Origin of the sequence: Paenibacillus sp. FSL L8-0340 (genome assembly GCF_038593145.1) — a bacterium.
GTDB lineage: Bacteria > Bacillota > Bacilli > Paenibacillales > Paenibacillaceae > Paenibacillus_AQ.
Genome location: NZ_CP151967.1, coordinates 1,360,050 through 1,373,747, shown reverse-complemented (window position 1 = coordinate 1,373,747; position 13,698 = coordinate 1,360,050). Strand labels below are relative to the sequence as shown.

Here is a 13,698-nt window from a genome sequence, read left to right as displayed (position 1 = left end):
GGCCGGCATAATCCTCCACCCTGCTCTCCTTCATCCAGCTTCACTCCAACCAAGCCTCTCCACCAGCCTCATCCGCTTCACCCTTGCAGCGCCTTACGTACGCTGAGGATATACTTGGCTTGGTCGAGCGGATTCACACCCCGGCGGGTACGCTCGGCGGTGACGTCAGGCGGGCATTCCTCGTAGCCGGCAAAAAAAGACGTGAACGTGCTGCGCCCCTTCGTGTAGGAGCTCAGGGTCACCGGGTAATCGAGCGATGTCGCCAGCGGCAGCCGGCCCTCGATGATCATCCGCCCGCCTTGCAGCAGCGGCGGCTCGAAGGTGCCGCGCATCTGCACGAGGTCGTTCATTACACGGCCGCCGTTCTCCTCCGGCACAACAATGCGCACCTGGAGAATCGGCTCCATCAGCCTGGTGCCGATCCGGTTCAGCCCGTCCATAATGCCCATCGGCGTAGCTACGGCAAAATCCAGCGGATGGGTATGCCACACATGATGGTTCCCCTCCACCAACGTCACCTTCAGGTCGGTCACCTCCCAGCCGTAGAGGCCTTGCTGCAGCGCCTCCGGCACCCGGCGGGCCGTCTCGTTCTGGTACTGCGGCAGCAGATCCGAGCTGCGCACCAGTGATTCATACACCAGACCGCTGCCCGGTGGTCCCGGCTCAATGAGGAAGCGCAGAATCGCCCAGCACGGCTTCGGCATCGTATAGGCGATGAAGCCTTCACCCGCGCGGCTTGGCGTCTCTTTGTAAATCACTGACGGCTGGCCGAAGGTTACCTTCAGGCCGTAACGGCTCTCCATTACGCTGTCCAGTACCTCCAGCTGGATCGGGCCCATGACCTTGATATGCAGCTCCCGCTCCTCCTGCAGCCACTGGGCATCCAGCAGCGGATCTTCGTCCGCCAGCTCCTGGAGCGCGCCGATCACCTTGTGGTCATCGAATTCCGCTCCCCAGAAGACACGAACAGTCAGCAGCGGCACAGCCAGCTTCGCTTCCTGCGGAATGGCATCCGGCCGGCCCAGCACATCGCCGATCCGCACGCCGGAGAGCCCGTATACTACGGCGATATCTCCGGCCTCGAGCGCCCCGACATCCTCCGTCCGTCCACCCTCCACCTTGCGGATCTGCGTCACTTTGGACTCTACATTCTGTGAGTAGTTCTTTACCGTATCACGGTTGCGTATCGTTCCATCGTACAGCCTGACAAAGGCCATGCGGCCCATGCTTTTATCGCGCTGAATGTTGTATACGATGCCGGATACCGGCAGCTCCGCATCCCCTCCAGCCCGGGGAAAATACTCGGTCATCGCGTCCAGCAGCTCCGTAATGCCAAGACCTTTGGCCGCGACGCCGTAGACAAGCGGGAACATCCGCCCCGAAGCCGCTTCCGCCTGCAGATGTTTTTTCCATACCGCAAGATCGGGGGAACCACCTGACATGTAGAGCTCCAGCAACCGCTCATCTCTTTCGGCCAGCGCCTCCAGCAGCTCCGTCCGTGCCGCCGCATCTGCACCTGCCTGCCATAAATCTGAGGCACCCGTGTATTCCTGCTCTTTGCCGGCTGGCTGCTGGACCGGAATAATATCGCCGGACAGGTAGGTACGCGCCTGGGCCAGCACAGCCCCCGGATCAGCGCCGACGCGGTCCATTTTGTTCACAAAAATCAAGGTCGGAATCCCCAGCTTGCGCAGCGCATTCCAGATCATCTCGCTCTGAGCCTGCACTCCTTCCACCGCCGAGAGGATCAGCACCGCGCAGTCCATCACGCGCAGACTCCGCTCCACCTCGGACAGAAAATCAACATGGCCCGGTGTATCCACCAGATTAACCTGCACCCCTTTCCAGACAAATGAAGCCAGCGCCGCCCGCACCGATATTCCCCGTTGCCGCTCGACCTCCATCGAATCTGTCATAGCCGTTCCGCTATCCACACTGCCGAGCGCACGAATCCGCCCGCTTTCATATAAAATATGCTCCGTCGTGGTCGTCTTTCCCGCATCGACATGGGCAAAGATCCCGACGTTAATCCGCTCCATTCCCTGCTGCTGAATCATCTATGTTCTCCTGTCATGGTCTGAAAGTAGTAAATATAGCGCTATCATCCTTAAGTGTACTGCGAAATGGCTCTTTTGTTCAATTGCAAGAGACAAGGCGGTATGAGTTGCTAACAGCGCTGGTGAAGGGAACAGAAGCTTCGCTGCACCTTCCGGCATCCCCGCTTCCAGACTGGTTCATCCCCAATGAGAAGGGTATGTAGTTACTGACAGAGCAACTTTTAGGAGGAATTTATTAAGGCAGGCCAGGTCGCTTTTATGAAAATGGCTGCGCGGAGCTGGCGCAATACGCCATCCGCGTAAATGCCGTCTGCCCCGGATCAATTGATACCAGTATTGGAGATAATACGTACAAAAGCGATGCCATTGAGGAAGTAAAAATCCCCGTGGAGTTTCCGGACGGCAGTCATCCGCTGGAGCAGGCTCCCGGCAAGCCGGAGCAGGTAGCCAATCTCGTGCTGTTTCTTCCCTCGGACGAGTCCTTTCATGTCTTAAATTACATTTAATTTGAGCTACTCTGCAACATTTTGCGGCATTCTGCCATCTAAGAGAATAAGAGGTGAGGCACAATGAAGAAAAATCATTCATTCCAGATGAACGCTAAAAAACTAACCATAGCGTGCAGCATTCTGGCAGCAAGCTTGTCTTTGGGAACATCGGCATTTGCATTTTCCGATTTGAACGGCCATTCCGCCGAATCCAAAATCAACACTTTGCATAAGGACGGGATTATCAACGGAGTAACCAGCGACAAGTTCGCACCGAAATCAAAAGTAACCTTCGCCCAGGGCATTCAGTTTATCGTCAGCGGACTGCAGCTGTCCCCGCAAACCGCTGGTAAAGCTAGTGATTACTTTGACAAAGTTAAGGACAAAGCCTGGTATGCTTCCGCATTCGTAGCCGCCAAGCAGAACGGCCTGTCCCTGGACAAAACCGTTGATCCGAACAGCACGATGACACGCGCCCAGTTCACCCATTTGCTGACTCAAGCGTTGCAGAGTAAGGGCAACTTCCCGGTAACGATGATGTTTGCCAATATTTCCGACGGCAGCAAGCTGTCCACGGCGGAAATGAACAGCCTGCAGATTCTGGTTAACACACATATCGTTACCCTGGAGAAGAACAACACGTTCCGCCCATCAGAAGCCGTTACCCGCGGGGAAGCAGCGGAATGGCTCTTCGAAGCAGTTAAATTCGCCAAGGAAGTCATTGAGCCGGATGGCAGAACAGCAGCTCCTTCTTATAATTATGAAACGGCAGTGAAGCTGGAAAAAGCCGCTGACGGAGTAAACAAAGTTACAGTGACCGTCAGCAACCTGCCGCATCCGGGCTATGGCCTAAGCATCGACCGGATCGAATTTGGCAAGAACAAGACTGCCGTCATCTATTACAGCGTAACCCAGCCGGACCCTGGCAAAAGTTACGCACAGGTGATCTCAGCAGCTTCCGTAGTCACCTACTTGCCGGAAGGCTATACGGCGACAGCCCAGCCTGTAACCGGCACTGCCGGTTCCTCAGTATCCTTCAGCAGCGTTCAATAATTTGCCGCTGCTGCTGAATGGAATAGGCCGCGCCTCCTATGGGGGCGCGGCTTTTGCTGTACCTCTCATTCCGCAGGAATCCGCGGCTGCGGATAATGCAAGTTTTGAGTTCTCCGAAATTTTTCAAATTGTATAATTCCCAGAACTAAAAACAAAAGACGGACACCCTGCTGTACTCCAGCAAAGTGTCCGTCTTCTTTATTTATTTATGGCGTCCACTGATCGTGAACGATGCCTACAAGCGCACGATCTTCGCCCATCTTCTCGAAGACCAGCCGCAGGCTGCGCCAGTCCATGCCTTCGACGGAAGGATCGATACCGTCGATATGGTACTCCACGAAGTCGTGAGTTTCCTTCGGATAAACTTCGTTGATATTGTTGACTGTCGTTCCTTGCCCCAGTCCTTTATTCAGCGCGATTTCGGCATCACCGGCAAAGTCTGCATCATATACAAACTGCTTAAAGTATTCTGCAAAAGTCAGCTTAATCAGTTCGCCTGAACCAGCGAATTCCCGCCACTCATATTTCGTGTTGTCTTTCATTACCCCCTCTAGCTTATCACGGGTAAAGACCAGGTCCTTTTTGGGGTCGACATATGCATAGGGCGAGAAGCGGACGCCTTTATCCGGGTGAACCCAGGCCGCGAGCGACTCCATATCACTGTTCTTCAGCGCCTTCATCACCGTTGCGGCAGCTTCCAATGCCGTAGGCGGCTGACCTTCTCCAGGTTCTGCAGGTGCTGTCGGTTCTGTCGTCGCCGACGGCTCTGCAGATTCCTGTGGCTGAGTCTCCGGGGAAGTACTCGCTACCGGGCTTTGTGCCGGCTCAGCCTGTGATGTCTGCGCAGGCGCCAATGTGGCCTCCGGTTCTGCTGCTGGTGTCGTGCTGCAGGCTGCAAGGAGCAGCATTGCGGCCACCAGTGCAAACCTTCCAAAATTTCTTACTGTGTACATGAATTCCCTCCTTATTCTGCTGTCTTTCTAATTTAGACGCTTCGCAGCTTGTTTAAGTTGCAAATTAAAGAACCGGCTCGCCCCTTGTGAGGCATACAGCCGGTTCTTTTGATACAGAATTATGGGCTACTCTTCATCATATGCCGCAAGTGCCGCAGGAAGCAATTGAACCACAGTATTCCCTACTGCCGGAAGCCCCAGCAGAACAGCACTGATGATTTCTTCTCTGCTGACACCCAGAGCCTTAGCCTGCTTCACGTGAAAAGGAAGTCCGCTCTCAAGTCTGGCCACAGCAAGTACCGCAATGTAAGCCAGCGCTTCCGTTCTGGAATCCAGCTTGCTTGCAGCCCCCAGTCCCTTTACAGCCTGCATCCACGCCTCCTGATGTGCCGGAGCTTCCTTGCTGAACATTTGAAAAGCGTTGCTGATTGAAGATTTGTCATTCATCTCTTTCACCCCATCCTAGTATTTAATGTTAAAATACTCCATCACCTGAGCTAAGAGCTATCAGAAATGTCACCAGCGAAACCGCCATTGTATTTCCTTCAGGCCTCATGCCGTCAGAACAGCACTTCCTGCTTTTATAAATACGGAAGATCATCTATAATTTTGTTCATATGCACAAGCTATAATCCAAAGACCATAACTGAGCATAACCGGCTTGGCAAAGGAGGAACCCGATTGTTTGAGCTTTCTGAGAAACAGGCACAGGAAATTGTAGATAAAATGATGATGGACATCCCCTATAACATCAACATTATGAACGGGAAAGGGGTCATTATCGGCAGCGGAAAAATGGAACGTGTCGGCACCATTCACCAGGGGGCAGTCAAAGCACTGTCCACCGGAAAAATGGTCGAGGTCTGGGAGGATGGACGTTATGAAAAAAAGGGCACCAATGAGCCGATTGTTATAGGCGATGCGCCTGTAGGTGTGATTGGAATTTCGGGCAACCCGGATGAAGTCCGTCCCTTTTGCAATATCGTAAGAACGACCGTCTCTCTGCTGATTGAACAAAGAAATACGCTCGAGGATCTCGCCAATGAAGCGAGCCGCAAGAAGGCATTTCTGGAACTGCTGCTGGCCCATGAGGGAGCGTATTCGCAGAAATTACGAAAAGAAGCAGCCGCTTATCACATCGATCTGCTGCTCAAAACAACGGTCCTGTATATCAAAAATTTTACACCGGCAGAGCAGAATGCCAAGATTCTGCTGCTGCAGCCTTCGTTTCGGATCCAAGAGGACATCTGGCTTATGCTGGTCCAGAACCAGCAGGACTGCAATCTGCTGATCCGGCAAATTCTTCATAACCAGCCACAGGTGCTGCTTGCTTCCGGCAAGCAGGAGGCCAGCATCGCGGAAAGCTACCGGCAGGCGAAGTCGGCTATGGGAATTCTGCTGGCGCTGAAGCCCTCTGCGCAGACCATCCATTTCGAGGAGGCCGAATTTCTGGTGAAGCTGAGCCATGCGGAGCTGACGGACACTCTGAATACCACCATCAAGCTGGAGGATACCGCCGATTTACTGGAGACACTAAGGAGTTTCATCAACCACAATTGCAGTGTCTCGCATACGTCGGAGGCGCTGAACATTCACCGGAATACACTACAGTACCGGCTGAAACGGATTGAGAGCCTCACCGGCAAAGATCCGCGGAATCTGCTGCAGCTGTTCGAGCTCACCTACGGATTGCTGGCCTTGTACAAGTAACCTAAACTCCAGATCGGCCGCTCATTTTCCGGCACCTAACTGCAGAAGGCCCCGAAGAATTTCTTCTTCGGGGTCTTCTGCTTTCGTTATTCGCTTAACTTCAGCACTCTCGCAATATTCTCACAGGTCCGTTCGACATTGGCCGGACCGTCGTTTAGCAGTTTTTCCAGTTCAGCCGCTCCCGGAACGATTCCGAAGATGGCATCTATGCCTTCCGCATAGAGCGTCTCAATCCCTTCACCGATGTAGCCGGCTAAGGCAATGACCTTCTTGCCGCCTGCTTTGGCGGTGCGGGCCACCCCGTACGGTGTTTTACCGAATTTGGTCTGGAAGTCAATGCCGCCCTCGCCGGTGAACACCATATCAGCAGCCGCCAGCTTATGCTTGAGGCCGGTATATTCAATAACGATTTCGATTCCTTTCTGCAGAACTGCCTGTGTAAATATCAGCAGTCCCGCGCCGAGTCCTCCGGCAGCTCCCGCACCCGGCAAGTTACGGATATCCTTGTCCAGCTGTTTGTTTACGATTTCCGCATAATGGGCAAGATTCGCATCGAGCTGGAGGACCATCTCGGGTGTAGCCCCCTTTTGCGGGCCGAACACCCGGGATGCGCCTTGCTCCCCGCACAGCGGGTTGGTTACGTCACAGGCCACGATCAGCTGAACCTGCTTCAGCCGCCCGTCAAGAGAAGCAATATCAATGCTTGCCAGCCGGTCCAGGCTGCCGCCGCCGCGCGGAAGCTCATTCCCCGCTTCATCGAGGAATCTGGCCCCGAGCGCCTCGGCCATCCCTGTGCCGCCGTCATTGGTCGCGCTGCCCCCGATGCCGATAATGATATTGCGGATGTCCCGGTCAAGACATTCCCTAATCAGTTCGCCGGTGCCATAGGTGGTGGTGATAAGCGGGTTTCTGTCCGCCTTGTCCACCAGATGAATACCGCTTGCCGAAGCCATCTCAATGGCCGCCGTACGGCCGTCGCCGAGGATGCCGTACTTCGCTGTAACTGGTTGCCCCAGCGGTCCCATAACCTCTTTGGTATAAATTTGCCCTCCGGAAGCATCGACAAGCGATTGGACCGTTCCTTCCCCTCCATCCGCCATAGGAACATGTATATATTCAGCCTTGGGATAAACCTTTCGCAGCCCCTTTTCCATCGCAATGCAGACTTCCTTAGCGCTCATGCTCTCTTTAAAGGAGTCCGGTGCCAGTACAAAGGTTTTCTCTCTCATTTCCTCACCCCATGTTAGATATTAGAATATAAATCCGTAAATTATCGTCGCCACAAGCGTCATCGTTCCGCCGACGAGCGCCTCATAAGGGACCAGCCCTAACCGCTGCTTGATCGTCATTTTCATACTATCCGCCGTTACATGGAAGTAGTTCCCCTGCGGAAGAGAGTCGATGACAGTGGCTCCGGTATGGACCATTACTGCTGCTGCCAGCGGAGCGGTGCCCATATCGAGAATGGCTTGTCCGAAGGAGCCTGTAGCCAGAATAACACCCGTTGAGGTTGAGGCGGTAGCCGCCGCCATCAGGATACCGGAAATCGGTGCCAGGAAGGTCCCGGATATACCCGAAGCCTGAATCAACTGGACCACCTGGATCGACAGATCAGAAGCCGCAATCAAACCGGCTATGCCTCCTGCACCGATCAGGATAAGAACTGTTGCCGTCATTTTGTTCAAGCCGGACGAGCTGTACTGCAGGATCTTCTTGCCTTGGCCCATAGCCAGCATGCCGACAATCCCTGCAATCGGCAGGATATATAATGCATCCACCTTGAAGCTCGCCAATGCCTCAATTCCGGATAACGAGCCAATCGGATTGATCATCAGCAGAATGACCGCAACGAGCGGTGCAACAATCGCCTGATGAAGCGGCGGATATTTGGAGGTGTCGGCGGTGTTGTTCACCGCCTCCTGGTCTGTGACCATAATCCCCCTTTTCTTCAGAAGTGAAGCGACAATAACGGTTACGATCAGACCGCACACTGCCGGAATCAAGCCTGCCAGCATCACGTGGCTCAGATCCAGATCAAACCCGCGGGCCGCGGCTATCGTATTCGGATTGGGGGAGATAATGTTCCCCGCTTTACCTCCGCCCGACAGAGCAAGCAGCAGCGCCATCTTGGAAATCCCCATCTTATTGCCTACCGACAAAGCAATAGGAGCCACAATCAACACCGCTACCGGAATGAAGACGCCCACTGCGGTAATAATCATCGTTGCCAAGGCCAAGGCCAGAATGGCTTTGCTGCCGCCGAATTTTTTGACAATCGCCTGGGCAATGGTCTCGGCCGCCCCCGATTCCATCATTACCCCTGCCAGGACACCAGCGGCGAGCACACGCAGCACCGTGCCCATTACACTTTGCGTACCGCTTACAAGAACAGTTACCGTCTGCTCCAGATTGGCGCCGCCGATCAGTGCGCCTGCAATGGCCCCCAGAAACAGCGCATATACGGGATTCAGTTTTCTTAATATCAGAATAATAGCAATTGCCAACCCCGCCAAGGCGCCATACCAGCCAATCATTAATCCTTCCATTGTTATGCCTCCCATTGCTCTTGTTGAACACGCTTTCATTGTAACGCTTACCCTCGCCAAAAAATATTGATGATCGGACGAAATGCATTGTGCAGTTGAACAACGATTTTCCCAATGTCTAGGTGGAGTATTACATGCTGTAATGCTTCAGCGAATAAGCAAAAGCGCGTACAGAAGAATTCCGACGGGTTGAGCGCGCACGAATTGTGCACGAAGTCTCGCTCGATTTGTACACTATTTTCCATAAAAGTTATAATATTTATACCGGCGTCATAATAAAAAACCGCAAATAATGCGGTTTTCGTAAATTGGTATAGTTACAACCATGTTAACAAAAGCATCCCTGTGCCCAGGCTGAGCTCAGCGCTTTTTCGTCGTTTCGGATAGACCAAGCAGGCCGGGTTGGCGGCTTATTTCCTAAAATGACGTATTCCCGTCCGTTCGCCTCTATTCTTACTGGGCCGTTAAAATCAGCGGTCCGTCCGGCGTGACTGCGATCGTATGCTCATATTGCGCCGACAACTTGCCGTCGGCCGTTCTCGCCGTCCACTCATCGTCGTCGATCGTGATACGGAACGTACCTTCGTTGATCATCGGTTCAATCGTAAACACCATGCCTTCCTTTAACCGAATGCCTTTACCGGCTACGCCGATATGCTCGTAGCTCGGCTCCTCGTGCAGGCTCCGCCCGATCCCATGCGCCAGCAGATCGCGTACGACCGAAAACCCGTTCGCTTCCGCATGCTGTTGAATCGCCGACGTTATGTCGCCGAGCCGGCCCCCGGGGAGTGCCCGGGCGATCCCCAGATCCAAGCATTCCTTTGTCACCTTCATTAACTTTTGCGCCTCCGGCCGGATATTGCCCACCGCATAACACCAGCACGAATCGCCGAACCATCCGCCGTATTCCACGACGATGTCGAGCTTCAGCAAGTCGCCGTCCATAAGCATCTGGTTCGAAGGAATACCGTGGGCCACCACATCGTTGACCGAAATGCAGGTTTCGGCGGGGAAACCGTTGTACCCTTTCGTAAACTGCTTGCCGCCCAGCTTGGTGATGTGTCTGGCAACAAAGTCATTGATTTCCCGGGTGGTGATCCCAGGCTCGATCAGTTTGGCCACCTCGCGGTAGCAGTCCGCAATAATTTGGCTCGCCGGCTTCATCTCATCGATTTCCCTGGGTGATTTTATAATGATCATCTTTTGCTTATTCGCTCCTTCTCCATTCTATAATTTTAAAAACAGGGCGATATCCCTAGCCTCCTCGTGCAGCTTTCCGCGGCGAAGCGAAAGCGAGGCGCAGCCGACCAAGGCAGCCAGCAGCATTTCGGCATGCTGTAGCCGATACGGCGGCTCCGCCGCGTTTCCGCCGGAAGCGTCAGCCCCGTCCGCCGCACGCCCGGTTTCCAGCAGCGCGGCAAACGGCGCGAGCACCTCCCGGCGAAAGGCGGCCGAGAGCAGGGCCGAGCGCGCTTCAGGCAGCGAGGCAAAGTCCTCACTGGCCTGCTTATGCAGCAGGTACAGGGCGTGGTCCTCTGCCCAAAGCTGCAGCAGCCGGACGCCGGCGGCAGCGACGGGGCCAAGCTTTGCGGCAGCGGCCGTTCCGCGGCTTCCGCTTCGGGAATCCGCAGCAGCCGAGTTCCCAGTGTCCGCCGCCGCAGCCAAGGCGAAATGCCCGCCCGCCTGCGCCTCCCCCGAAGCCGAAGCGCGCGGGGCCTTCAGTTGAGCCTCCAGCGGGACCTTCAGCCGTGCCTCTAGCGGAGCCTCCAACGGGAACTCCAGCGGAGCCTCCAGCCATCCCCCGGCCCGCTCCACCGCGTCCCATAACAGATCGTAGAGCAAATCGCCCTTATTGCTGTAATAATGATATACCGTGCCATAGCCGAGTCCCGCCTGCGCGGCCACATCGCGGATCTCCAGTAAAGGCCCTTTATTCAAAAACACATCGGCAGCGGCTTTACGGATCTGCGTCAGACGCCGCAGCCGGATCTCTTCGTTTTGTTCTTTTGTGCGTGGAGTCATTTCGTCCGTTCACCTCTTTTATTATTGACCTGCTCTTATGTCAATATAAAACATCGGCTTGCGAATTACAAGAGATTAGCTGGAGGATTTCCGGCTCAACCTAGAAACCGGTGCTTGACCAACGGGTGTATTAGATTCAAGGAGAAAATAAAATGCTAGACTCAGCAAATAAAGCTGTAGACTGAGAAAATAAAGTATTAAACTGACCATGCTTCATTAAGCTAACGGGTAGGAGGTTAAAGATCAATCTCGGTGAACCGTATCATAAGTAGGGGGCAAGTTTTTCGGTGTGACCCGTTAATTCAGCGTTACAGCGTATGTTGTCACTTGCGACAAAAAAGCTAGGGGGTGTAATTTCTGATGGATATTGACTACAGTGCGATAAGAGATCTTCCTCAAGCAGCGCAGCTGTCCGATGAGGACTGGAACCTGTTTGTAGAACGTTCACGAACAAAACGAATCCCTAAAGGAGTCACCCTAATTCAGGCGGGACAATTGGTGAAGCATGTTTATTTTTGCACAATGGGCTTATTTCGCCTGTATTATACGCTTCAAGACGGCAGGGAATATAATGTTGCATTTACGGTGGAAAATGATTTTGCTACTTCTTATGGTGCCATGGTCATGGGGACGCCTTCTTTCTTTACAATCGAGGCTATGGAAGACTCTGCAGTTATCGAAATATCTTATGATATGCTGAAGGAGTTAGTGGATGAAAGCCGTGCATGGGAACGTTTTGTGTGTAAGAGTGTTGAAAGATTATATATACGAAAGGAAGAAAGAGAGCGGGAATTGCTTTACCTGTCCGCGAAGGAAAGATATGACGTGTTTTTGGTCAAGTACCCTGGATTGGGACAACGGATTCCTCAGTATCACATTGCGTCCTACTTGGGAATTACCCCTGTTTCTCTGAGCCGGCTCCTTCATTCGGAAAAAGATTAACCTATGTTAATGCGAAGCCAGCGCTTTGTCGCTAAAATAAAACAAAAATAAGCAAATAAAGGTGGTAAAGAAATGCGGTACATGATGATTGTGCTGTTGGAGTTTTATCCTTCCTGGCTTGCACTGCCTCGGGAGGAACGGAGAAAACATGCCGATTCATTGCAGGGGATTATACAAAAATACGGTCAGCACGTCAAAGTGCGATTCTTTGACGCAGAAGCGCTGCCTGGAAAAGATTATACGGATTTTGTCCTGTGCGAAACGGTAGATCTAAAGCAATACCACTATATGTGAGAAGAAATCAGAGACTCGCTCCCGTACACCAAAGGGTATATGAAAATCAAAGATGTTGTGATGGGAATAGAAAACGCGTTTCAATCGTATGAGGCAGAAGTACTGAATATGGGAAAAGATTAACGAGTGTATGATCGTTTAGGATTACCCAAAATCGTCCTGCAGATTGATAAAATACTAACGAGATGAAACAGAGGGCCATCCCGCAAAGGATGGCCCTAAAACTTGCCGTTACAGTCAGCGCGGTGAGCCGTATCATAAATAGGGGCAAGTTTTTTGCGGAATTCCTTGTAGTGCATGGATTTGTATATATGTGTGTAGGTTTCGGGCTATGTTAACGCTGAAAAGCAACATTGGGCTATCGTATTTTGAATGGAACATCTGCGTCACATCCCACGGAAGAAAGAGGACTTGTAAACGGTAGGGGCTCCCCGAGGCAGGAAAGAAAAGTGTCACGAGTGTCGATGCTGGCAGCGAACGCGTTTCTGACGGTACTACTATACTGTTGCAAAAATTCAAATTTATGTAGACTTTTCGGCACTTTTCTTTCATTCCTGTTTGTGCCGACTTAGTTCGGAATGGAGATTATTATGAAAAGAGTTGGAATTATTACTCTTTACTACAAAAACTATAATTACGGTGGCCAACTAGGAGCTTATGCACTGCAAAAAGCTATAGCTAAGTTAGGATTTCATTGTGAGCAAATTACATTCAAGTGGCAAAACGAATACACCTTACAAGCATATGAAAGTGCTAAAGGTGCAGAACATTTTAGGAATTTTTCTGAAAGCATTCCCCACAGCGAACGCTTATATACAGTAACTGATATTGCAGAATGTGTTGATGATTACGATATTTTTGTTTGCGGTAGCGACCAAATATGGGGTTTACCATGGGTTATTTCCGATGACATTTTACCCTGTATGGCACTTTCTTTTGTTCCAGCATCAAAAACGAAAATTGCATACGCAGCAAGCATGGGAGGAGCAGAAATAGAGCCCGATCGAAAAAAGATCCTTGCTCCACACGTTAATTCCTTAGACTTTGTTTCTGTTCGTGAAAAAAGGGCAATCCCTTTTGTGAAAACGATGAAAAATGGAGATATTACTCATGTATTGGATCCGGTAATGCTTCTTGATAAATCCGGATGGGATGATATATCTGCTACTCCGCCAGAAAAAGCCTATATACTCACTTATGATTTACGAGATATTACAGGGCTTCAGGAATACGCTGAAGCACTTTCAAGAAAGTACGGATACGAGATTATATCTCTTGCAACTGCTGGAGCAGCTACGGTTGGTCCGAAGGAATTTGTAGGGTACATAAAACACGCTAAGTATTTTATTACTAGTGCTTTTCATGGGGCTGCTTTTGCCATTTTATATAAGGTTCCATTTTTGGTTTTCCCGGTATCTGATAATCCACAAGACCCCAAATCAATGGATTCAAGACTGATAGCTCTGCTGGATACGTTTGGCTTATCTTCTTGCTATGTTTATGATACATCAAATATTCCAAATATTGATGATGTTACTTTTCATCATATAGACGAATCAAAAACAAGTGCATTTCGTCATAATTCACTTCAATTTCTTAAAGATGCTTTGGAATCTTAAAATAAACCAACTGC

The 13,698-nt window shown here is 51.7% G+C and carries 11 protein-coding genes and 2 pseudogenes; 6 read left to right on the top strand and 7 right to left on the bottom strand.

Annotation, left to right across the window (positions count from 1 at the left end; all coding sequences use genetic code 11):
- Positions 1–77: 77 nt before the first annotated feature.
- Entirely contained in the window at positions 78–2,057 is a 1,980-nt protein-coding gene (locus NST07_RS06250) for a translation factor GTPase family protein (protein WP_341090381.1), read from the bottom strand.
- 237 nt (positions 2,058–2,294) lie between these two features.
- Between NST07_RS06250 and NST07_RS06245 the strand changes: the two are divergent.
- Both NST07_RS06245 and NST07_RS06240 read left to right on the top strand, forming a co-directional pair.
- A pseudogene (locus NST07_RS06245) lies at positions 2,295–2,563 on the top strand (SDR family oxidoreductase); the annotation flags it as partial.
- A gap of 63 nt (positions 2,564–2,626) precedes the next feature.
- On the top strand, positions 2,627–3,598 hold the full coding sequence (locus tag NST07_RS06240) for an S-layer homology domain-containing protein (protein ID WP_342481230.1): 972 nt from the start codon (positions 2,627–2,629) through the stop codon (positions 3,596–3,598).
- A gap of 206 nt (positions 3,599–3,804) precedes the next feature.
- Here NST07_RS06240 and NST07_RS06235 read toward each other — a convergent pair whose 3' ends face one another.
- Both NST07_RS06235 and NST07_RS06230 read right to left on the bottom strand, forming a co-directional pair.
- Entirely contained in the window at positions 3,805–4,551 is a 747-nt protein-coding gene (locus NST07_RS06235) for a hypothetical protein (RefSeq protein WP_342481229.1), read from the bottom strand.
- 126 nt (positions 4,552–4,677) lie between these two features.
- Positions 4,678–4,998, bottom strand: a complete 321-nt coding sequence (locus tag NST07_RS06230; protein ID WP_341377536.1) for a carboxymuconolactone decarboxylase family protein — start codon at positions 4,996–4,998, stop codon at positions 4,678–4,680.
- Between the two features lie 234 nt (positions 4,999–5,232).
- On the opposite strand from NST07_RS06230, the gene NST07_RS06225 reads away from it, so the two are divergent.
- Positions 5,233–6,261 (top strand): sugar diacid recognition domain-containing protein, encoded by a 1,029-nt coding sequence (locus NST07_RS06225; protein WP_341377535.1) that lies wholly within the window; start codon positions 5,233–5,235, stop codon positions 6,259–6,261.
- 86 nt (positions 6,262–6,347) lie between these two features.
- Here the strand turns inward: NST07_RS06225 and NST07_RS06220 are convergent, their stop codons facing one another.
- The 4 genes from NST07_RS06220 to NST07_RS06205 form a co-directional block, all read right to left on the bottom strand.
- On the bottom strand, positions 6,348–7,490 hold the full coding sequence (locus NST07_RS06220; RefSeq protein ID WP_341090367.1) for a glycerate kinase: 1,143 nt from the start codon (positions 7,488–7,490) through the stop codon (positions 6,348–6,350).
- Positions 7,491–7,511: 21 nt separating this feature from the next.
- Entirely contained in the window at positions 7,512–8,807 is a 1,296-nt protein-coding gene (locus tag NST07_RS06215; protein WP_341377534.1) for an SLC13 family permease, read from the bottom strand.
- Positions 8,808–9,260: 453 nt separating this feature from the next.
- Complete coding sequence (gene map / locus NST07_RS06210; RefSeq protein ID WP_342481228.1) at positions 9,261–10,007, bottom strand: type I methionyl aminopeptidase; 747 nt, start codon at positions 10,005–10,007, stop codon at positions 9,261–9,263.
- 27 nt (positions 10,008–10,034) lie between these two features.
- Positions 10,035–10,829 carry a TetR family transcriptional regulator gene (locus NST07_RS06205; protein WP_342481227.1) on the bottom strand — a complete coding sequence of 265 codons (795 nt, stop codon included), beginning with the start codon at positions 10,827–10,829 and terminating at the stop codon, positions 10,035–10,037.
- Positions 10,830–11,189: 360 nt separating this feature from the next.
- Between NST07_RS06205 and NST07_RS06200 the strand changes: the two genes are divergently transcribed.
- From NST07_RS06200 to NST07_RS06190, 3 genes and pseudogenes are all read left to right on the top strand, one after another.
- Positions 11,190–11,771 carry a Crp/Fnr family transcriptional regulator gene (locus NST07_RS06200; protein WP_341090358.1) on the top strand — a complete coding sequence of 194 codons (582 nt, stop codon included), beginning with the start codon at positions 11,190–11,192 and terminating at the stop codon, positions 11,769–11,771.
- A 72-nt stretch (positions 11,772–11,843) separates the two neighbouring features.
- A pseudogene (locus NST07_RS06195) lies at positions 11,844–12,188 on the top strand (darcynin family protein).
- A gap of 467 nt (positions 12,189–12,655) precedes the next feature.
- Positions 12,656–13,684 (top strand): polysaccharide pyruvyl transferase family protein, encoded by a 1,029-nt coding sequence (locus NST07_RS06190; protein ID WP_342481226.1) that lies wholly within the window; start codon positions 12,656–12,658, stop codon positions 13,682–13,684.
- Positions 13,685–13,698 lie beyond the last annotated feature (14 nt).